The organism is Dokdonia sinensis, assembly GCF_003688895.1.
Lineage (GTDB): Bacteria > Bacteroidota > Bacteroidia > Flavobacteriales > Flavobacteriaceae > Dokdonia > Dokdonia sinensis.
Window position 1 is genome coordinate 16,409 of record NZ_REFV01000012.1, and the last position, 21,993, is coordinate 38,401.

Consider the following 21,993-nt stretch of genomic DNA (forward strand, 5'->3'; position numbering starts at 1 on the left):
TAATGTTTGAAACTTTAGAAATTATATATATATTTACATTATGGAATATAAAGAGGCAAAAAATAAATTTATTCAGACCTGGGGGTCTCTTGGTTCACAATGGGGGATTAATAAGACCATGGCACAAATACACGCACTACTTATGGTGTCAAGAGACGCCCTAAGTATGGAAGATATTATGAGCGAATTGCATATCTCAAGAGGGAATGCCAGTATGAACTTACGTGCACTTATAGATTGGGGTATTGTTTTCAAGGAATATAAACCAGGTGAGCGCAGAGAATACTTTGCCGCTGAGAATGATATAGATGAACTTGCTAGAAAAATTGCCAAAGAGCGCAGCAAAAGGGAAATAAAACCTACCATAAGAGTTCTTCAGGATGTAAGCTCTATCGAGACGAATAAAAGCACCGAAGAGGAACATTTTAAAGCCAAAACACAAGAGCTATACGATTTCGTTTCAAAAGCAGATAATATGCTCGAAAAAATTATTGCTCAAAAGGAAAACTGGATTACAAAGACCATAATGAAACTAATGTCCTAATTTTTTTTGAAAATAAATTTCAATAGTTTCTGAAACTTTAGATCAATTTTCAACTAGTAAAAATTAAAGATGAAATATTCTATTCCTAATTGGCTCATAATTGCTGGCGGTGTCGGTCAGATCTTTACCGCACTCATTTATCCGTACATAAGACATCAAGTTTTTGACTGGTACAATGATGTGAAACAACTTAAACCGCTCAATCAAGAAATTGCAAAAACGTACGGGAGATATATTCAAGGGCTCAATTTTGCCTTTGGTCTGATCGCAGTATTACTTGCAGACGAACTTCAAAATCAGTCTAAACTCGCCATCGCGATTACTGGACTCATCGGAGCATATTGGGTGGGAAAAGTCGCAACTCAGATTGCCTATTATCCTATGTATGATATCCCAAAAAAACTTCATTTTAAGATAGGTAGCTACTTTATGAACTTCCTTTTTTGTGGTTTTGCGGTCATCTTTACTTGGCTACTCCTCTACAACCTTTCTGCAACACTAAATTTCTAGTATTATGAGCACCGTCACGATTCCTTCTAAAATACAGATTACACAAACGGAAAATGCCTCTCCAGAACGCATTCAGCATTTTTATGATGAAGCAACAGAGGATTATACCTTCTGGAGCAAGGACTTCAATATGCATTTTGGGTACCATATCTGGGGAAAGACCAATCCATTTAAAAGAGACTCAATGCTCAATGAAATGAATGGTCAAATCTTCAACAGATTACAACTACCCAAAAACCAAGCCCTCGTTGCCGATTTGGGTTGCGGGATGGGTGGCACAATGCGTCATTTCCTCAAACAAAAGATCAACCTTAATATAATAGGTGTGACGCTCTCAGACTTTCAAGCGCGGGAGGGGAATAAAATGCTTTCCGGGACTAATGGTATTATTCTCAAAGAAGATTTTACAAAAACGACCTTACCAAGTAACCAAATGGATGGCTGTGTAGCGATAGAAAGTTTTTGTCATACGGGTCACAGTTACAAAACGCTTCAAGAAACCTTCCGCCTACTCAAACCTGGCAAACGCCTCGTCATTGCAGATGCGCTTCTTAAAACACAACCTGAAGAATTATGCCCAGGAAGCTCGTATAGTTATAAAGGCCTTTGCAAAGGATGGAGTCTAGATGGTCTGGGCGTGATAGATCAAGTAGAAAAAAATTTACTTGATATCGGTTTTTCAAAGGTTACTATTGAGGATGTATCGATGCACGTGGCACCATCTGTATTACACGTTCCTTTTGCCATTCCAGCATTTATCTTAAAACAACTCTTTACATACAAACGCATCAAGCCTCAAAGCTGGAACAATCTCAAAGCGTCCTTTTATGCGCTGGTTTCTGGACTGCACCGCAAGGATTTTGGATACTATATAATTACTGCAACTAAATAAAAGATTATGAAAAAACTGGTCATCGCAGGAGGAACGGGTTTTCTCGGCTCCGTAATTATTAAACATTTTAGCACACGGTTTGAGGAGATAGTTTTGCTTTCGCGAAAGCGAACTAGTGAGCTTCACGACCAAAGGGAGAGCACAGCGGTAAAACGTAAACCTAATAATGGCAATGTGCGCACCGCAATTTGGGATGCCAGAACATTTTCTGGCTGGGAAAAGGAACTCGACGGGGCAGACGTCCTCATTAATATGACTGGCAGATCTGTAGATTGTCGCTATAACCAAAAGAACAGAGACCTCATCTTGAATTCTAGAGTGGACAGCACAAAAATTCTGGGGGAAGCCGTTGCGCAATGTGCACGTCCGCCCAAAGTTTGGTTAAATTCCTCCACTGCTACTATATATAGACACTCGCTGGACAAAGAAATGAGCGAAGCAACTGGAGAAATAGGTTCAGGATTTTCGGTAAACGTTGCGACTGCTTGGGAGAACGCTTTCTTTAAAAGTAAAACACCCGCAACGCGCAAGGTTGCCCTGCGTACTTCCATTGTCCTAGGGAAAGATGGCGGAGCCCTGCAACCCATCAAGCAAATCACAAAAATGGGCCTGGGCGGAAGACAGGGCAATGGCAAGCAAAAATTCAGCTGGATACACGAGGAAGACTTTGTGCGCAGTATCGATTTTATCCTAGATTCCGCACTCGAAGGACCCATAAATATCGTCGCGCCAAAACCCACGACAAACAGCATCCTTATGAAAACGATGCGAGAAACTTTAAATGTACCTTTCGGGATTCCTGCCCCCAAACCCATTTTAGAAATTGGTGCGTTTACCATCCGGACAGAAACGGAATTATTATTAAAGAGCAGGAATGTGATACCTCAGCGACTTCTGGAGGGTGGATTTACGTTCTATCATCCTAAGCTTAAAGAAGCCCTTAACGACCTATTATAATGACTACTATAAGCCTAACCACCCAAATCAACGCTCCTATTCTTGAGGTTTTCGAACTTTCCCGAGATATCGACTTCCATAAAACGTCGGTTTCTGATACTCAGGAAGAAGCCATTGCCGGAGTCACCTCTGGGAAAATAGGAATGGGTGAAACGGTGCGGTGGCGTGGGAAACATTTCGGCGTTTTTCTCACCCACGAAAGTAAAATTACCGCGTTCCATAGCCCGTCGTTATTTACGGACGAAATGATTTCTGGCAGGTTTAAAAGTTTTAGACACGAGCACCGCTTTCGCGAAAGCGGAAACAAAACAATTATGGAAGACATATTAACTTACGAAACACCTTATGGAATCTTCGGTAGGCTGTTCGACACCTTTTTTCTAGAAAAACACCTCACAACATTCCTGCAACAGCGCAACTTAAATCTAAAAAAAGCTCTGGAATCTTAAAGTACTCTTAAATTCGTTATTTTTGAGAAAACTTACGACAAAGGCCCTATGCCATCACATAAAATAGACGCTACTAAGTGGGTAGACGCATATTCGGACTACCTCTTTAATTACACCATAACGCGGGTAAACGACCGTGATGTGGCGCAAGACCTCATTTCTGAAACATTCCTCGCAGGATTAAAGTCTATGAAGAACTTTAAGGGCGAGGCGACAGAGCGCACGTGGCTCATATCGATTTTAAAGCGTAAAATCATAGACCATTACCGCAAGTCCAACAGTAAAAAAGGAAAGGCAGAGGTACATATAAATTACAAAGACGAGGAGAGCGAGGGCGACTGGCTGGAAGAACGCGTAGCAGACCCGTTCGACAAGACAGCAGAGGATGAAATTGAAAATGAAGAATTGGGCCAGGCCATTTTCTCCTGCCTAGATAAATTACCAGAAAAACAAGCCCGTATTTTTAGGATGAAAACCATCGATAATTTTGATACAGAGGCTATTTGTAATGAATTTGACATAACGCCGTCTAACTTTTGGGTTATCATCCATAGGGCGAGAACGGCAATGGCAAGTTGTATGGAAGAAAACTGGTTATAAAAAAATTTGAATAAAAGAAAAGTATGAATATTAAAGTAGAGTGTCACGAGGCAAATCACATCTGTGACAAGAACCAATATAAGGAGGCGACGTTTTGGGAAAAGGTAAAACTTAACTTCCACCTCATCTATTGTCGCGCCTGTCGCAAGTATTCGGCACGCAACAACAAACTTACTAAGGCTATTAAAAATCCTAAAGTGCAAACCGTTTCGATGTCAGAAAAAGAGGCGATGAAGCGTCGACTGGAGGAGCAATTAAGCAATTAGATCTTCGGCGATCGACAGCAATATCACCCAGAAGATTGGAACTGCCTCGACGATAAAAGAAGCGTAGTATTTGGGTTGACGCTTTCGCGAAAGCGTAATCAAAAACCCCAAAATCAATAACACAATACATAATATCACAATCTGTTGTATTTTAAAATCATCGATTGTGTATTCCAAAAGAAAACCTATTACTAAAAGTGAAACTCCCAAAAGTTTTACTTTTTTTATACCCATCACTTGCGGAAGGGTATGTAACGCCATCGTATCATACGCTAAATCCCGAATCTCAAATGGAATCATAAGTGTAAGGACAATCAGGAAGCGCTGTAATGCTATAATATAGACATCCCAATATAACTCAAGACCATTTTCTACCACTGGCAAAACCACTGTAGTTCCAGCCCAGACCAGCGCAATAACAAACACTTTTATCCCCGCAATAGACCGCAAATTCCGCTTAAGTAGAAATAGTGGAACAGCATAAAACAAGGTAAACAATGCGAGAATCGCACAGGTAAGCAGTGTTTCCCAGCGCAAGACCAGTCCCGTGAATATCATTCCCAGACCACACATCACAGAAAAAACCTGAATACTGCGTAATGAGCGCGCAAGACTCCTATGATGCAATCCCGCTACTGATGCATATTTTACAAAGTTGTATCCCGAAACACTACTGCAAAAGAGGAAAATCAAAAAATAAACATCAAGCTTAATACTCAAAGAAAAACCCGTGACTAAAGCTAGCGCAACCACCGCAAGACTCACGTGGATGCTACTGTTTATATAAAAGTCAAAGGCTTTTTTAAGCATTGTCATGCTGTAAAAATAAGCGAACTGTTAATAACCCCATTTTTTCGTGATAAATAGTGTCTGCCAGAAGGGTTAAAGTGCTGAAATTTTAGACTTATATATCGTAATTTTGCAACGCTATAAAAAAAATCCCTATGAATACAGATTCATTTGCATTACGCCATATAGGACCACGCCGTCACGACCTCCCAGAGATGTTAGAAACAGTAGGTGTCGCGTCTGTTGAGCAACTTATTTCTGAAACTATTCCAGAGAACATACGCCTAGATAAAAAACTCGAACTGGACCCTGCGATGAGTGAGCAAGAATATGCCGCTCATATCACAGAACTGGCAAACCTGAATCAGGTATTCAAATCATATATAGGCCTAGGCTATCACCAGGCGGTTACTCCAGCGGTGATACAACGCAATATTCTTGAAAATCCAGGATGGTATACCGCATACACTCCTTATCAAGCAGAGATTGCTCAAGGTCGCCTCGAAGCGCTGCTCAATTACCAAACAATGGTTACAGACCTCACAGGTATGGAGCTTGCAAATGCCTCTCTTCTGGACGAATCGACCGCGGCGGCTGAAGCAATGGCATTATTATTTGCAGTACGTGAGCGACAGCAAAAGAAAGACAACGTTTGTAAGTTCTTTGTTTCTGAAGAAATTTTACCACAAACACTTTCATTATTACAAACGCGCTCTACACCCATCGGTATAGAGCTTGTGGTAGGGAATCACGAAGAATTTGATTTTTCAAAGGAATTTTTTGGAGCTATTCTTCAATATCCTGGTAAATCTGGAAATGTATATGATTATGCTGGATTTGTAGCTAAAGCAAATGCGGCAGACATTAAGGTTGCCGTTGCTGCAGATATCTTGAGTCTCGTGAAGCTTCGTGCTCCGGGAGAATTTGGGGTAGATGTGGTTGTGGGAACGACGCAACGTTTTGGAATTCCGTTAGGTTATGGTGGTCCTCACGCAGCATATTTTGCGACTAAAGAAGCCTACAAAAGAAATATTCCAGGACGTATCATCGGCGTAACCAGAGACACAGATGGTAACCGCGCCCTGCGTATGGCCCTCCAAACGAGAGAGCAACACATTAAACGCGACAAAGCAACCTCTAATATTTGCACAGCGCAAGTACTTCTTGCAGTAATGGCGGGGATGTACGGTGTGTATCACGGCCCAAGAGGTCTTCAAAATATTGCAGATAAAGTGCACAACAGCACCGCAACACTTGCAGATGCTTTGGAGAAATTAGGATTGTATCAAACGAATGCGACCTACTTTGATACTATCCAGGTAAAGGCAGATGCAGAGAAGGTTTACGCTTTCGCGAAAGCGGAAAACATCAACTTCCACTATCCAGATTCAGAAACCGTTTCTATCTCATTGCACGAGGCCACAACCCTAGCAAATGTAAATGAGATCATCGCTGTTTTTGCAAAGGCTTTAAACAAAGAAACCATCACCGTAAGCGAAATTACCGAAGGAACATCCATAGGAAAAGACGTTGCTCGTGATACAGATTTTCTCACGCTTCCAGTTTTCAATACCTATCATTCTGAAACAGAATTGATGCGTTATATTAAAAAACTGGAGCGCAAAGATTTATCGCTTAATCATTCTATGATTTCGCTAGGTTCCTGCACGATGAAGCTCAATGCTGCCTCAGAGATGTTACCACTATCTGATCCTCAGTGGGGCAATATGCACCCATTTGCACCGCTAGAACAAGCACTGGGCTACCAAACGATGCTCAAAAAGCTAGAAGACCAACTAACAGAAATCACAGGTTTTGCAGGTACATCCTTACAGCCTAACTCTGGTGCACAGGGAGAATATGCAGGACTAATGGTAATTAGAGCCTATCACGAATCTCGTGGAGACGCTCACAGAGACATCTGCTTAATTCCATCTTCTGCACACGGAACAAACCCAGCGAGTGCTGTTATGGCGGGAATGAAAGTGGTCGTGACCAAAGCACTAGAAAACGGAAATATAGACGTAGATGATTTAAGAGAAAAAGCTGAAAAGCACAAGGACAATCTTGCCGCTCTAATGATTACCTACCCTTCTACACACGGAGTTTATGAAAGTGCTGTAAAGGAAATCACTCAGTTAATACACGATCACGGTGGTCAAGTATATATGGACGGGGCAAATATGAACGCTCAAGTGGCACTCACTAATCCTGGAGCCATAGGCGCAGACGTATGTCACCTTAACCTGCACAAAACATTTGCCATTCCTCACGGAGGTGGTGGCCCTGGTGTAGGACCAATTTGTGTAGCAAAACAACTGGTTCCCTTCCTACCTACAAATCCAGTGATTGAAACTGGAGGAGAAAAGGCGATTACAGCAATCTCTGCGGCACCTTGGGGTTCTGCATTGGCTTGCTTGATATCTTATGCATACATCACTATGCTGGGAGAAAGTGGCCTATCCCGTTCTACGGAATATGCGATTCTTAATGCAAACTATATTAAAGAGCGCCTTGATGGACACTATCAATGTCTATATACTGGCGAAAAAGGTCGCGCGGCACACGAGATGATTATAGACTGCCGTCCATTTAAAGCAAATGGTATTGAAGTAACAGATATTGCAAAACGTTTAATGGACTACGGTTTCCACGCGCCTACGGTTTCTTTCCCAGTCGCAGGAACGATGATGATAGAGCCTACAGAAAGTGAAAGCAAAGAAGAACTAGACCGTTTTTGTGATGCGATGATTAGCATACGTAAGGAAATAGACACCGCAAATGCTGACGAGCCCAACCATATCATGAAAAACGCACCACATACGATGCAAATGGTTACTGCAGATGCTTGGGAATTTCCCTACTCAAGACAACAAGCAGCTTACCCATTAGAGTACGTGGCAGACAATAAATTTTGGCCTACCGTACGTCGTGTAGATGACGCTTACGGAGATCGTAATTTAATTTGTACTTGCGCTCCTATTGAGGAGTATATGGAAGCTTAGTAATTAGTTGCAGTAATAGTTAAAAAGGTCAAGGGCGTAAGTCTTTGACCTTTTGGCATTGTGACAACTGGGTTAACAGGAGTAGGAAAAGATTTTTTAAAGGACGATTTTACGAAAGTATCTTTTGAAATTATCAATAATGTAATAGAATGCTGATTAAGCCTTAAATTACTTTGAAAATTTTTAGTTATCGCATTAGAAATATGGATTTCACAAAGGAAATTACCAGAACCACTATTAGTCGCTATCCCGATCCGTTTTATTAACTTTACAGACTAGAATATACCCTATTATGGCAATTAAAATTACAGGTTTAGGAAGCTACGTCCCAGATGTAGTTAAGAAAAACGTCAACTTTTCGGAACATAAGTTTCTCAATATGGACGGCTCTAGCATTAAATCTGAGAATGAAATAATCATAGAAAAATTCAAAGCCATTACAGGAATCGATGAGCGGCGCTATGGGAGTGACGCAATGACATCCTCGGATATGGGAACTATTGCTGCACAAGCTGCCATAGACGATGCTAGCGTAGATCCAGAAACCTTGGATTACATTATCTGTGCACACAATTATGGTGACGTGCAAAAGGGATCTAACTTTAGCGATATTGTACCTAGCCTAGGTTCTCGAATTAAACACAATTTGCGCATTAAAAATCCCAAATGTGTAGCCTACGATATTCTTTTTGGATGTCCAGGATGGATAGAGGGAGTAATACAGGCACAAGCTTTTATTAAAGCGGGAATGGCAAAAAAATGCCTTGTCATCGGTACAGAGATGCTTTCTCGAGTTGTAGACAATCACGACCGTGATAGTATGATTTACAGCGATGGCGCTGGGGCATCTGTCATCGAGCAAGACGATAGTGACACAGGAATCCTCGCTTTTGAGACAGCAACTTTTACCTATGATGAAGCCTATTTCTTATTTAATGGTTCGTCTTATAATCCGGATGCGGAGCAGGCTACGAAGTACATTAAAATGTATGGTCGTAAAATTTATAATTTTGCACTAACTCAAGTACCCCAGGCAATGAAAACGTGTCTTGAAAATAGTGGATGTTCTATAGGTGATGTGAAGAAAATTTTTATTCATCAGGCTAATGAAAAAATGGACGAGGCCATTGTAAGTCGCTTTTACAAACTGCACGACTTAGAAATGCCAGAACATATTATGCCTATGAGCATAAATAAACTAGGAAACAGCTCCGTGGCAACTGTTCCTACCGTTTTTGATATGGTGCGCAATGGCGATCTAAAAAATCACGAAATAAACAAAGGTGATGTATTTATTTTTGCAAGCGTAGGTGCCGGAATGAATATTAATGCGATGGTTTATCGCTACTAAGGTACAAGGTACGAATAACAATATTTTGATAAACATTAAGGATGCTGTGTAGATAAAACTAAAACAATTTTACAGTTTAACCTGAAACCCAAAACCCTTCAAACCCTTTCTATCCTTGTACGAAAACACTTTTCCCAATAAGCGATATAAACATACCTTAGAATTCCTGAGAAAGGTGGTGCCAAACACAAATACCGCTATTCTTGATCTAGGCGTCCGAAATCCATTTGTAGCATATATGGAACGTGAGGGATATGTCGTATCAAACACCTCTGGCGAGGATCTTGACTTAGATACTACTGCTGTGCAAAACACCAATGCACAGGTTATTACAGCCTTTGAAATTTTTGAACACCTGCTCGCTCCATTTAATGTTTTACGAGATATTAAAGCAGACAAAATAGTCGCTAGCGTGCCCCTCAAATTGTGGTTTTCTCCTGCCTATCGCTCTAAAACGGATATGTGGGACAGGCATTATCACGAGTTTGAGGACTGGCAGTTTGACTGGTTATTTGAAAAGGCAGGCTGGGAAATTAAAACTCGTGAGAAGTTTACAAACCCTGTTCGTAAAATTGGTCTTAGACCAATACTCCGCAAGTTTACTCCGCGATATTATTTAGTTTATGCTGAGCGTAAATAAATGGATTTCTACATTGTCATACCGTGCCATAATGAGGCTCAACACATAAAAAAAACGTTAGACTCTCTAGTAAATCAGACGTTATTACCCAAAAGGATTGTGGTTGTAAATGACCAAAGCACGGATGAAAGTGAAGTTGTTATTTCTGCTTTCGCGAAAGCGTACTCCTTCATATCCTACATCAACATAACAAGCAGTGAAGAACATTTACCAGGGAGCAAGGTCATACGCGCATTCCAAAGAGGTTTAGATACACTGGACGAAAATTATGATATCATCTGCAAATACGATGCTGACCTTATTTTTCCAGAAGATTATCTCAGCACTATAGCCGAACATTTTGTCGAAAACCCGAACATCGGAATGGCTGGGGGTTTTTGCTATATTGAAAAAAATAACGTCTGGAAACTTGAAAATTTGACCAATAAGGATCATATACGTGGAGCATTGAAGGCCTACCGAAAATCTTGTTTTAAAACTATTGGCGGTCTCAAAGCAGTAATGGGATGGGACACGATAGACGAACTCTTAGCCATATATCACGGGTGGCAGGTAAAAACAAACGAAAGGCTGCACGTAAAACACTTAAAACCTACGGGTAATATTTACAATAAAGCCGCAAAATTGAAACAAGGAGAAGCATTTTATGGGATGCGCTATGGATTTTGGCTAGCGTTCATTGCTTCGTTAAAATTGGCATTTCTAAAAGGAAATGCAATCTTCTTTGTGGATTACCTCCACGGCTATTTTCGCGCAAAGCAAAAAAATCAACCTTATCTGGTAACCGAGGCAGAGGGTAAATTTATCAGACAACATAGGTGGAAAGGAATTCGTTCTAAGTTTAAATTGTAGGATTCTTAACGTAATCTTTAAATAGTCGAGGGTCTTTAATTCTTATTTTTGATACCTAACTCTCAACAAATGCCATTAAAACCACTTTTTAGACTTTTTACATTAGGAGCATTTACACTATTTGCCTCGTGTGCTACGACTACCACCGCACAAAGCGCTAAAGAATCCAGTAAGCCTAAGAATATCATCCTGATGATTGCAGATGGAACTGGGCTTAGTCAGATTTCGGCGAGTCAGTATTTTAGTTCTCAACCCTCTAATTATGATCGATTCAAGCATATAGGCCTTATAAAGACTTCCTCTTCTAGTGACCTTGTAACAGACTCCGCAGCTGGTGCTACAGCGTTTTCGGCTGGAGTAAAAACGTACAACGGTGCTATAGGAGTGGACAAAGACACAATTCCTGTTCCTACTATTTTAGAACAACTTGAGATTAAAGGTTATGACACAGGAATAATAGCGACCTCAACAATTACTCACGCAACACCTGGCAGTTTTTATGCGCACGTAAAAACGCGTAAAATGGAAGAGGAAATTGCAAATAACCTAGTCTCTTCTAATATCGATTTTTTTGCAGGCGGTGGAGTAAACTTCTTTACAAATCGTGTTGATAAAAGAGACGTTGTGATGGAGCTTAGAAAGAAAGGATATGTTATAGACACGACCAGACTGAATAAGACGGCAAAACTGGACAAAAATAAGCGTTATGGCTATCTCCTCTCCGAAGGCGGTATGCCTAGCATTCTTGATGGACGTGGATCGTTCTTATATGATGCTACAAAAATGGGTATAAACCGACTATCTATGAACAAAAAGGGGTTTTTCCTTATGGTAGAGGGCTCACAAGTAGATTGGGGCGGACATAATAACGATGCAGATTACCTCATAAGTGAATTAATAGATTTTGATACAGTAATAGGACAAGTGCTAGATTTTGCAGGGAAAGACGGGAACACTTTAGTGATCGTTACTGCAGATCATGAGACAGGTGGTTTTACACTTGCCGCAGATGATGGGGATTATAATAAAATTAAGCCTACATTTTCTACTGGTGGTCATAGCGCCACGATGGTGCCGGTATTTGCTTATGGGCCAGGTGCTTCAGAATTTTCTGGAGTGTATGAGAACACAGAGATTTATCACAAAATGAGGATGCTTCTTAATTTGTAACCCTCTTAAACCTATCACAATTATACAAAGCTATATTTTTAATTTGTTAATTTAGCACCTTATCAAACAAGCTTAATGACGTACCTCCACTCCATAGGTGAATATTTTATAATGATTAAAGATGCCTTTGTAAAACCTACTAAGGGTAAAGTCTTAAGAGATTTAATTTTTAAGGAAGTTGACGACTTAATCATTGGCTCCCTAGGTATTGTAGCATTTATATCCTTCTTTGTGGGAGGCGTTGTTGCTATCCAGACAGCACTTAATTTGAATAACCCCCTGCTCCCAAAATCCTTAATAGGATTTGCAGCAAGACAATCTGTAATTTTAGAATTTGCACCTACGTTCATCTCTGTGATTATGGCTGGAAAAGTAGGTTCATTTATAACTTCCAGTATTGGAACAATGCGCGTTACCGAGCAAATAGATGCCTTAGAAGTAATGGGTATTAACTCGATAAATTATCTTGTTTTTCCTAAAATTGTCGCAATGATGATTTATCCATTTGTTATTGGTATTGCTATGTTTTTAGGAATTATAGGTGCTTACACGGCGGCCGTTTATGGTGGGTTTGCACCCAGCGAGGCATTTTTATCCGGCATGCAGGAAGATTTTAAACCTTTCCAAGTATTTTATGCATTCTTTAAAACATATCTTTTTGCTTTCTTACTGGCAACAATTCCAGCATATCACGGTTATTTTATGAAAGGTGGTGCTCTTGAGGTAGGAAAAGCAAGTACATCATCCTTTGTTTGGACAGCAGTCGCTATTATCATTGTAAATTTTATAGTCACTCAATTACTCCTGAGCTAATTATGATAGAAGTTAAAGAAATACGCAAGGGATTTGGCGATGTAGAAGTGCTGAAAGGTTTCTCAACTACGTTTCAAAAAGGACAGACTAATCTTATCATCGGCCAGTCTGGTTCTGGAAAAACAGTATTCCTTAAAACGATGCTAGGGCTTCATAAACCAGATAGTGGTCAAATTATATACGATGGTACACCGTATTCTAATTTAGACGAAGAAGACCAAAGAGATTTACGTGAGCAAATCGGAATGGTTTTCCAAGGAAGTGCACTTTTTGATTCTATGACCGTAGAGGAGAACATAGCTTTTCCGCTAAAGATGTTTACAAAAATGAAGAAAAGCGAGCGTATAGAGCGTGCAAATGTTGTTATAGACCGTGTTAACCTAGAAAATGCAAATCATAAACTACCTTCAGAGATTTCTGGTGGTATGCAAAAACGGGTTGCAATTGCCAGGGCCATCGTAAACAATCCAAAATACTTGTTCTGCGATGAACCAAACTCGGGCCTCGACCCCAATACTGCTACTATTATAGACAATCTTATTAGAGAGATTACTATCGAGTATGATATTACTACAATAATCAATACCCACGACATGAACTCTGTAATGGAAATAGGCGACCATATTGTATATTTACAGAAAGGACATCTTGCCTGGGAAGGCGATAAAACGCAGATATTTAAAACAGATAATGAGGATGTGACAAATTTTGTTTATTCTTCAAACCTCTTTAAAATGGTGCGTGAGGCACAATTATCAAAAAACAGTATATAAAATTAATTATATCATATCCAACACTCGCTCCATTGCCATTCCACGAGAGCCTTTTACAAGTATTACTTTATTCTCACTGCGAGTTCTCAAGCCTTTGAAGGATTCTTGAAATTCTTTAAAACTTTCATAACTAAATACAGATGGTCCTAAATCTGCTATCGCCGCAAAGTGTTTTCCAACCAAATATATTTCATCTATCCCTAAAGAAATAGCAATACGAGCAATATTCTTATGTTCTGCTTGGGTCGTAGCACCCACCTCGAACATGTCTCCAAGAAAAGCCACTCGATAATCTGCTGGTTGTGCACTAAGACTACGTAGTGCAGCCTCCATACTTGTTGGGTTTGCATTATAAGCGTCTAAAATTATTGAGGCACCTCCCTTTTGTATTATTTGAGATCTATTGTTTGATGGTAAGTAATTTTCGACACCTTTTCTTATTTCCTCGATTTTTACTTCAAAATAGTTCCCTATTGCAATAGCGGCAGCGATATTAGTCCCATTATACGCACCAATCAACTGACTCTTAATTTTAATTCCTTGTAACGAAAGACTAACGTAAGGATTTGCATTTTGATCATCTATGACAATATCACTATGGGTTACTCCAAAAGTGTAATTTTTACACCCCTCTGATTTCTCTATTTGCTTAGTATCGTCATTATTTAAGAACACGAGACCCCCATTTGACCTTAGAAAATCATACAATTCACTTTTACCTTTAATCACTCCTTCTACCCCACCAAAACCTTCTAAGTGAGCCTTCCCAAAATTTGTAATATATCCATAATTAGGTTTTGCAATAGCGCACAATTGAGCAATTTCACCTTGATGATTTGCCCCCATTTCTACAATTCCAATTTCAGTAGTTTTATCCATTCCCAGCAAAGTTAATGGAACGCCAATATGATTATTAAGATTTCCTCTGGTTGCACTGGTTTTAAACCGTTGACTTAAAACCACATTTATTAATTCCTTTGTGGTTGTCTTTCCATTACTTCCTGTGAGCGCAATTATAGGCAAGCCCAAATAAGCTCTATGGAAAGATGCCAGCTTTTGCAGGGTTTCCAATGCATCATGAACTAGAATAGTCTTCTCCTCTTCAAACCCAGGCTCGTCGATAACTGCGTATGATGCGCCTTGCGCTAAGGCAGCTTTTGCAAAAACGTTACCATTAAAATTCTCACCCTTAAGTGCAACATAGAGATTACCTTCCAAAAGCTTTCTAGTATCAGTACAAACTCCAGTACTTTCTAAAAAAATCTTATGTAATTGTGCTATTTCCATAGTTTTATAGTACTAAAAAAGCCCTACAAGAGGGCTTTTTATGTTTGAAAAATTGTTGTTTTATCTTGGTCTTTTACCTCCTTTAGACTTAGAACCTACACGTGACATTGCATTTCTAAACCCAATATCATCTGTTGCCATACCTTGCGGTAAAAAGCGACGGTTTGCAGGATCTAACCAGTAAGCCCTATCTCTCCAAGAACCTCCCTTATAAACTCGTACTTCGTCATTTATGAGTGTTGTTCTGTCTGAAGATTCATCATATTGTCTGTCCAAGCTACCAGAAGCGCTATCTGCGGTCACACTATGCTTTGGCGAATTATACATACGTTTACCAGGCTCCTCCTCTCCCTCATCATCTCCGAAAGATTCAAAGTACCTAGAAGAACTCTTATCACCATCTCTAAAGTTACGGTTATCGCTCGTAGAGAACTGAGTACGTAAATACGTTTCTTCTTCGTCTACAGGAACTTGTAGAATTTGACCTGGAAGGTTGCGAGCAATTACACTACCATTTGCCAGAGTATCATAGACTATAGAATCTACAGTAACAGTCTTAATTTTACCATCTTCACCTATTGCGTTCTTCGTATAGACATTCCCACGGTAGTAATTAAAGTCATTAAACTCATCATCTACTATAGGACGATAAACATCTGCAACCCATTCTGACACGTTTCCGGCCATATCATAAATACCAAAATCATTAGGCTCATAAGATTTTACCTCTGCGGTAATATCTGCATTGTCATCAGACCATCCAGCTATACCACCGTAATCTCCATCACCTTGCTTAAAGTTTGCGAGGTGGTCTCCACGAGTTCTTCTACTAGAAGAACGTGTGTAAGACCCATCCCAAGGATATTTTTTACGTCCTCTGTATACATTATAACTTCTTAATTCTGTAAGTCCAAGTGCAGCATATTCCCACTCTGCTTCGGTAGGTAGTCTATACTTTGGAAGTAAGATTCCATCCTTACGTTGTACAAAAATGTCCGTGCTATCGTTGCGTTTCATCCTTTGGTCAGATGACTTCCCACCGCGAGCAAGACTATCGCTCCCTCCATAGGCAAGTGTAGGCGCATTAATATATGTTTCTGTATCAAATGTAGATGAAGCATCTACATCATATCGAGCACCTCGAGCTGTAAATCCTTCTCTTTCCAGAATAAACTCATTTACTCTATTAGAACGCCAGTTAGAGAACTCAACGGCCTGCACCCAACTCACTCCCACTACAGGATAATAAGCATAGGCAGGGTGACGCAAGTAATTTTCTGTCATTGTCTCATTAAAACCAAGACGGTTTCTCCAAACCAATGTATCTGGGAGTGCGCCTTTGTATATAGCGCGATAATTCTCATCATCTGGAGGGAAGACTTCTTTTAACCAGTCTAAATATTCCGTGTACATAAAGTTGGTCACTTCAGTTTCATCTATGTAAAAAGACTGAACGTGCTGCTGGTTAGGTGCATTATTCCAATCGTGCATTACATCATCCTGAACCTTACCCATTGTAAAAGTGCCACCTTCTACAAATACGAGTCCTGGTCCAGTTTCTTGCTCCTGATAGTCTGCCACACCACGTGGCCCGCCTTCCTTAGCATTTACTTTCCAGCCTGTTGCGCGCGAATTATCTTTGTAATTGTTAGACTTGCTACAGCTAGCTACCAAAAGAGAAAAGGTAGCAATACCAAGCATTCTTAGTGCAGTTTTTTTAGTCATGTTCAAATTTTCTTAAGCAGATTTGGGATTGCAATATAACAATTAACGCTAAAACAGCAATATTATTTTGCTCATTACGCATCCATTATCGTGGTTTATTAGGTTATGATGACCCATTAGTAACGACCACTATTATTCTTTATTATTGTAGTCTTAAAAAAATGTTAGTTTTTTTCCTAATTTCATACTAATCATCACGCTTGCCCGTTATTTCCTAAGATGAGAATATTCTACATAATTTTTCTACTATTTATTAGCATTGTTACCTACGGGCAACAGCGGCACATCGATATTATTTGGGCAGATCAGAACCTTACAAAAACAACGCCGGATAAAGCGCTGAGCTCCGAAAACCTATCGGTAAACCCAGAAGGAAACTGGACCTATGCCCAGCAATGGAAAGACGTAAATAAAGTAAATCCTGGGACCGCCAGGCTTACAAACGTGAGTTACAGCGATGTTCCCGCAAAACTGTTAGCACAGCTTAAGGATGTTGCTGTTCCTTCGGCGCTAGAATTTTCTTTGAACTCTAGAAAAGGACGGGATATTATATACACCGTGCTTTCTATGAACCCCATTATTAAAAAGGACGGCAGGTTGCAACGTGTGATGGGTTTTGATGTAGAGTACGCTTTCGCGAAAGCGCAACCCGCCACCTCAAGAATGGCCATTACAAATTCTGTACTTGCCAGCAATGATGTTTATAAATTTTTTATCGAAGAAACGGGAGTTCACCGCATTAACCGAAGTTTTCTTCAAAGTCTAGGAATGAACACAAATAACATCAACCCTGCTGAGATTAAGGTTTTCGGGCTAGGAGGTGCTCCACTCCCCTTTCGCAATAGCGACAATACAGAATTTGATCTAGGCGAGATTGCCATACGTGTGGTGGGCGGAGAAGACGGGAGTTTTGACAACAACGATTACATTCTTTTTTACGGCACAAGCACTAAAGGATACATACCTGATATGGACACGTTTGTAAACCCGTATGCAGACCGCTCCTATTATTATGTCACCGTAAGTCCTGGCAACGGAAAACGTGTACTCCCGATGGAACAACCCTCTGCCCCGGCGACGACAACGTTTACAACCTTTGACGATTTGCAGTTTCACGAGGAAGACCTCACCACTTTAGTTCAGATAGGAAGACGATGGATGGGAGAACGTTTTGGGTTTGAAAATGAGCAAACTTTTGAATTTACAGCGCCCAATCCAGTAGGAAATATCCCTGCCAAATTACGAGTTGTTGTAGCATCTACCTCAGAAAGCAACACTTCCTTTGACGTGGCTGTAAATGGAAACATTGTAGGCAATGTAAGTATCCCAGGTATAAGTGGAGAGACTTTTGCTCGCTCGCAAGAGCTTGAAGTAGATGTCCCTATAACCACCGAAGAAATAGCAGTGACCCTCACATACAATAATGGGGGAAATCCTGCGAGTCAAGGTTATCTGGATTTTATAAGCTTAGACATCCCACGCAGTTTAACGGGAACAGATGGACCTATAAATTTCACAAAAAACAGTACCGCAACATCAAGTGGTATTGCTGAGTTTGCTTTCTCAAACGCCAGCGCTTACAGTGAGATATGGGATGTAACACTTAAAGACGATGTAAGAATCATCGAGAACATTGATAATCAAGGTGAAATACGCTTTAAAGCAACGCAAGGAACCAGAAGAGACTATGTAGCCGTTCATAATTCAAATTTCCTAGTACCAAGACGCGAGAGTGGCAATACCAGAGTTCCTAATCAGGACTTAAAGGGGAACACCCTAAGCGATGGTAATGGAAATTTTCAGGATGTAGATTACCTGATGATCACTGGAGATGAGCTTTTCTCACAAGCTTCTCGCCTTGCCCAACATAACAGAGATTTTAGAGGATTAAACGTAAAAACTGTCAGACTTAGTGATATTTATGAGGAGTTCGGAGGCGGCAAGCAAGATATAGGTGCGATACGCAACTTTGTACGCTATGTATATGAAAATGCTTCTTCACAGTCTAGACGATTGCAGTACGTTTGCCTTTTTGGCGATGCTTCTGTGGATTATAAAAATAGACTGCCCAACAACACGAACTTCGTACCCACTTTTCAGACTTGGAGAAGTTTCAATCTCGTGAGCTCTTTTATGAGTGATGATTATTTTGGCTCACTCGACCCGGAGGAAGGATACATAGAGGACTCCCAACAAGTACCACACCTTGAAAATAACCAGAGTGGTGGTTCAGACAAACTTGATCTTGCCGTAGGAAGAATTGTTGCAGATTCTCCAGAACGAGCGCGTGTTGTTGTAGATAAAATTTTAGAATATGACACTCGAGACTCCTTTGGGAGATGGAGGAATAATTTTGTACTTATTTCAGATGACGTAGACGAGGAGTTTGAGTTTAATGCTTTAGAAGGAAATCTTGACCGCTTAGGTGATCGCATATCAAGTGAGAAACCTTTTGTGAATGTTATTAAAATTCATAGTGATGCCTTTCAACAGGTTTCATCTTCTGGTGGAGATCGCTATCCTCAAGTAAACGATGCTATCGCAAACGCTATTGAGGTAGGTGCTTTAGTAGTAACATATCTAGGTCACGGGGGAGAAGACCTCCTAGCGGCTGAGGCTATTGTGACTCAAAACGAAGTCAAGAGATTAGATAACGGCAATAGATTACCCTTATTGGTAACTGTAACTTGTGAGTTTACAAAATTTGACAATCCTCTCAGAGAAACTGGTGGAGAACAATTTATTTGGAATCCCGATGGTGGTGCTGTCGCATTAGTTGCGACTACTAGAGAAATAAGTGTAAGGCTAGGAGTTCGGTTTAATGACGTACTGGCTGAAAAGTTATTCTCCTTTGGCACAAATACCATAAAAAGCGTCGCAGAAAATCTACGCGAGTCAAAAAATGAAATTTCAGATCCACTACGTCGCGTAATATTTTTTCTAGGCGACCCTGCGATGAAACTCGCATTTCCCAAACAAGATATTAGGCTTACCGCATTAAATGATATTCCAGTAGGATCTACACTCCCTAACCTAAGAGCTTTAGACAAAATAAAACTCAATGGAGTGGTTACTACCCAGTCAGGACAACCACTAACATCTTATAACGGTAAAATTGCAGTCACTCTATACGACAAGGAAATTGACAGGCAAACATTAGGAAATGATGGCACGAGAAACGGAGATGGAGAACTCTTAATTCTAGATTTTAAAACCCTAGGTAACATCTTATATCGTGGTCAAGCTTCGGTAGAGAACGGAATTTTTGAAACAGAGTTCATAATGCCTAGAGACACTTCTATACCACTAGGAGAAGGACGCATAAGCTTTTACGCAGAGAGAGAGAGTATTTTAGAAAATCAAACCGGTGTAAACACAGATATTATTATAGGGGGACTTAATGAGGATGCCCCCGTGGATAATCTTGGACCTAAAATTCGCTTGTTTATGAACGATGAAGGTTTTGTAAACGGAGGTATTACAAATGATTCTCCCTTTATACTTGCTAAGCTGGAAGACGAAAACGGAATTAATACTGCTAGCGGTATAGGCCACGATATAGTTGCCATAATTGATGGAGATGAAACCAACCCAATCGTAATGAACGACTTTTATGAGACTGAAGTAGATGACTTTATGCGAGGAACCGCAAAAAGAAAAATAAGGGACCTAGAACCCGGACCGCACACCTTAACATTTAAAGCCTGGGATGTGTACAACAATTCATCTACCGCAGAGCTCCAATTTATTGTTATAGACAATCAAGAATTAGAGCTCAAGAATGTTCTCAACTACCCTAATCCATTTGTAAATTACACAGAATTCTGGTTTAACCACAACAGACCCTTCGAGCCATTAGATGTTCAGGTTCAAATTTTTACAGTGAGCGGTAAAGTGGTTAAAACCATAAACCAAGTAGTTACTAATGACGGCTTTCTATCTCGAGACATTGTTTGGGATGGATTAGACGATTTTGGGCAAGCCATAGGAAAAGGCGTGTATGTGTACAAGCTTTCTGTAAAATCTACGTTAACAAACAAGCAGGTGGAAAAATTTGAAAAGCTTGTTATCCTGTAATTCTCAAAAAAAATTAAAAGGCTATATTTGCCGAAATTCAATCGTCATATGAAAAAAGTTCTATTAGTATGCTTGGGGGCATTTATGCTATTTAGTCAACAATCTAAAGCGCAAGACCAACCAAATACAATAACTACCGCAGTTCCGTTTGTACTTATCTCTGCAGATGCAAGAGCATCGGGAATGGGAGAGCAAGGAGTGGCAACAAGCCCAGATGCTTATTCTCAGCAATGGAACCCTGCAAAATATGCATTCTCTACAGAGAAGCAAGGTGTTGGGGTAAACTACACACCATATTTGAGCCAACTGGTAAATGATATTTTTCTAGGGAATCTCACTTATTTTAATCGTATAAACGAACGAAGTGCTTTTGGGGCAAGTTTAAAATACTTTAGTCTTGGAGAGATAGAACTTAGAGAAGACGCGATACAAGACCCACTACTTGTAAATCCTAACGAATTCACCTTTGATGTTTCCTATGCCTTAAAATTGAGCGATCGTTTCTCGATGGCCGTTGCTGGGCGCTACCTAAACAGTAACCTTAGGATCCCTGGAGTAGATGGAGACTCAAGCGGGTCAGGTTCATTTGGTATTGATATAGCTGGGTACTATCAGTCAGAAGAAATCTTATATGACAACTTTGACGGAAGATGGAGAGCTGGTTTCAATTTTTCCAATATCGGCCCTAAAATCAAATATGACGACGCCGGTCAAGAAAACTTTATTCCTACAAATATGAGACTAGGTGGAGGTTTTGATTTCATCTTGGATTCATATAATAAAATAGCTGTTGGTCTTGAATTTAATAAACTTTTAGTGCCTACTCCTCCACGTCGTGAGGGTCAGCAGGGATTTACTGGTGACCTAAATGGGAATGGTGAGGATAATGACGGTATGATAATCGCAGGTCAAGATGACGATGTGAGTTTCTTTTCAGGAATATTCCAATCCTTTGGTGATGCACCAGATGGTTTTAGCGAAGAGTTAAAAGAATTTACCTATTCATTAGGTGTGGAATATACATACAACGACGTTTTCTCTTTGAGAACAGGGTATTTTAACGAAAGTGATATTAAAGGAGCACGTAAATTTGCTACTTTGGGATTAGGTTTTGAGTATAGCTCAATTGACATCGATGTTTCTTATCTATTCTCAACTGGTGCGGTAAGAAGTCCACTTGAGAACACGCTTCGTTTTGGAATTACGTTCTACTTTGGAGACGAGTATGATGAGTACTAGGATTTAAATACGCTTTCGCGCCCGCCTGTCCGGCCGGCAAGAAAGCAAAAAAAG

General features: G+C 40.2%; 19 protein-coding genes. 16 read left to right on the forward strand and 3 right to left on the reverse strand.

Annotated features, from left to right (window positions below):
* The first annotated feature begins 40 nt into the window (after window positions 1-40).
* From EAX61_RS11975 to EAX61_RS12005, 7 genes are all read left to right on the forward strand, one after another.
* A complete protein-coding gene (locus EAX61_RS11975) occupies window positions 41-544 on the forward strand; it encodes a GbsR/MarR family transcriptional regulator (RefSeq protein WP_121917941.1) in 504 nt (167 codons plus the stop codon).
* A gap of 69 nt (window positions 545-613) precedes the next feature.
* The gene (locus EAX61_RS11980; protein ID WP_121917942.1) at window positions 614-1,054 is read left to right on the forward strand and encodes a hypothetical protein; all 441 of its coding nucleotides are present in this window, start codon (window positions 614-616) and stop codon (window positions 1,052-1,054) included.
* A 4-nt stretch (window positions 1,055-1,058) separates the two neighbouring features.
* On the forward strand, window positions 1,059-1,946 hold the full coding sequence (locus EAX61_RS11985; protein WP_121917943.1) for an SAM-dependent methyltransferase: 888 nt from the start codon (window positions 1,059-1,061) through the stop codon (window positions 1,944-1,946).
* 6 nt (window positions 1,947-1,952) lie between these two features.
* Entirely contained in the window at window positions 1,953-2,903 is a 951-nt protein-coding gene (locus tag EAX61_RS11990) for a TIGR01777 family oxidoreductase (protein WP_121917944.1), read from the forward strand.
* The gene (locus EAX61_RS11995) at window positions 2,903-3,352 is read left to right on the forward strand and encodes an SRPBCC family protein (protein WP_121917945.1); all 450 of its coding nucleotides are present in this window, start codon (window positions 2,903-2,905) and stop codon (window positions 3,350-3,352) included. Before EAX61_RS11990 ends, EAX61_RS11995 begins: the two co-directional genes overlap by 1 nt.
* Window positions 3,353-3,400: 48 nt before the next feature.
* A complete protein-coding gene (locus EAX61_RS12000) occupies window positions 3,401-3,952 on the forward strand; it encodes a sigma-70 family RNA polymerase sigma factor (protein ID WP_121917946.1) in 552 nt (183 codons plus the stop codon).
* A 23-nt stretch (window positions 3,953-3,975) separates the two neighbouring features.
* Window positions 3,976-4,218: a hypothetical protein gene (locus EAX61_RS12005; RefSeq protein WP_121917947.1), complete on the forward strand. Its 243-nt coding sequence runs from the start codon at window positions 3,976-3,978 to the stop codon at window positions 4,216-4,218.
* Here the strand turns inward: EAX61_RS12005 and EAX61_RS12010 are convergent.
* The gene (locus tag EAX61_RS12010; protein WP_147448370.1) at window positions 4,207-5,028 is read right to left on the reverse strand and encodes a UbiA prenyltransferase family protein; all 822 of its coding nucleotides are present in this window, start codon (window positions 5,026-5,028) and stop codon (window positions 4,207-4,209) included. The genes EAX61_RS12005 and EAX61_RS12010 overlap by 12 nt on opposite strands.
* Before the next feature lie 134 nt (window positions 5,029-5,162).
* Here EAX61_RS12010 and gcvP point away from each other — a divergent pair, with 134 nt between their 5' ends.
* The 7 genes from gcvP (at window position 5,163) to EAX61_RS12045 (ending at window position 13,611) form a co-directional block, all read left to right on the forward strand.
* Complete coding sequence (gene gcvP, locus EAX61_RS12015; RefSeq protein ID WP_121917949.1) at window positions 5,163-8,012, forward strand: aminomethyl-transferring glycine dehydrogenase; 2,850 nt, start codon at window positions 5,163-5,165, stop codon at window positions 8,010-8,012.
* 292 nt (window positions 8,013-8,304) lie between these two features.
* A complete protein-coding gene (locus EAX61_RS12020; RefSeq protein WP_121917950.1) occupies window positions 8,305-9,363 on the forward strand; it encodes a 3-oxoacyl-ACP synthase III family protein in 1,059 nt (352 codons plus the stop codon).
* Window positions 9,364-9,478: 115 nt separating this feature from the next.
* On the forward strand, window positions 9,479-10,003 hold the full coding sequence (locus EAX61_RS12025; protein ID WP_121917951.1) for a methyltransferase: 525 nt from the start codon (window positions 9,479-9,481) through the stop codon (window positions 10,001-10,003).
* The gene (locus EAX61_RS12030) at window positions 10,004-10,855 is read left to right on the forward strand and encodes a glycosyltransferase family 2 protein (RefSeq protein ID WP_121917952.1); all 852 of its coding nucleotides are present in this window, start codon (window positions 10,004-10,006) and stop codon (window positions 10,853-10,855) included.
* A gap of 69 nt (window positions 10,856-10,924) precedes the next feature.
* Window positions 10,925-12,025 (forward strand): alkaline phosphatase, encoded by a 1,101-nt coding sequence (locus EAX61_RS12035; RefSeq protein WP_121917953.1) that lies wholly within the window; start codon window positions 10,925-10,927, stop codon window positions 12,023-12,025.
* Between the two features lie 75 nt (window positions 12,026-12,100).
* Complete coding sequence (locus EAX61_RS12040; RefSeq protein WP_121917954.1) at window positions 12,101-12,838, forward strand: MlaE family ABC transporter permease; 738 nt, start codon at window positions 12,101-12,103, stop codon at window positions 12,836-12,838.
* 2 nt (window positions 12,839-12,840) lie between these two features.
* Window positions 12,841-13,611 (forward strand): ABC transporter ATP-binding protein, encoded by a 771-nt coding sequence (locus EAX61_RS12045; protein WP_121917955.1) that lies wholly within the window; start codon window positions 12,841-12,843, stop codon window positions 13,609-13,611.
* A 6-nt stretch (window positions 13,612-13,617) separates the two neighbouring features.
* Here the strand turns inward: EAX61_RS12045 and EAX61_RS12050 are convergent, their stop codons facing one another.
* Both EAX61_RS12050 and gldJ read right to left on the reverse strand, forming a co-directional pair.
* Window positions 13,618-14,898 carry a UDP-N-acetylmuramoyl-tripeptide--D-alanyl-D-alanine ligase gene (locus tag EAX61_RS12050; protein WP_121917956.1) on the reverse strand — a complete coding sequence of 427 codons (1,281 nt, stop codon included), beginning with the start codon at window positions 14,896-14,898 and terminating at the stop codon, window positions 13,618-13,620.
* 60 nt (window positions 14,899-14,958) lie between these two features.
* Window positions 14,959-16,623 carry a gliding motility lipoprotein GldJ gene (gene gldJ, locus EAX61_RS12055; RefSeq protein WP_121917957.1) on the reverse strand — a complete coding sequence of 555 codons (1,665 nt, stop codon included), beginning with the start codon at window positions 16,621-16,623 and terminating at the stop codon, window positions 14,959-14,961.
* Window positions 16,624-16,842: 219 nt separating this feature from the next.
* Here gldJ and porU point away from each other — a divergent pair, with 219 nt between their 5' ends.
* Both porU and porV read left to right on the forward strand, forming a co-directional pair.
* Complete coding sequence (porU, locus tag EAX61_RS12060) at window positions 16,843-20,700, forward strand: type IX secretion system sortase PorU (protein ID WP_121917958.1); 3,858 nt, start codon at window positions 16,843-16,845, stop codon at window positions 20,698-20,700.
* Window positions 20,701-20,748: 48 nt separating this feature from the next.
* Window positions 20,749-21,939: a type IX secretion system outer membrane channel protein PorV gene (porV, locus tag EAX61_RS12065; RefSeq protein WP_121917959.1), complete on the forward strand. Its 1,191-nt coding sequence runs from the start codon at window positions 20,749-20,751 to the stop codon at window positions 21,937-21,939.
* Window positions 21,940-21,993: the final 54 nt, after the last annotated feature.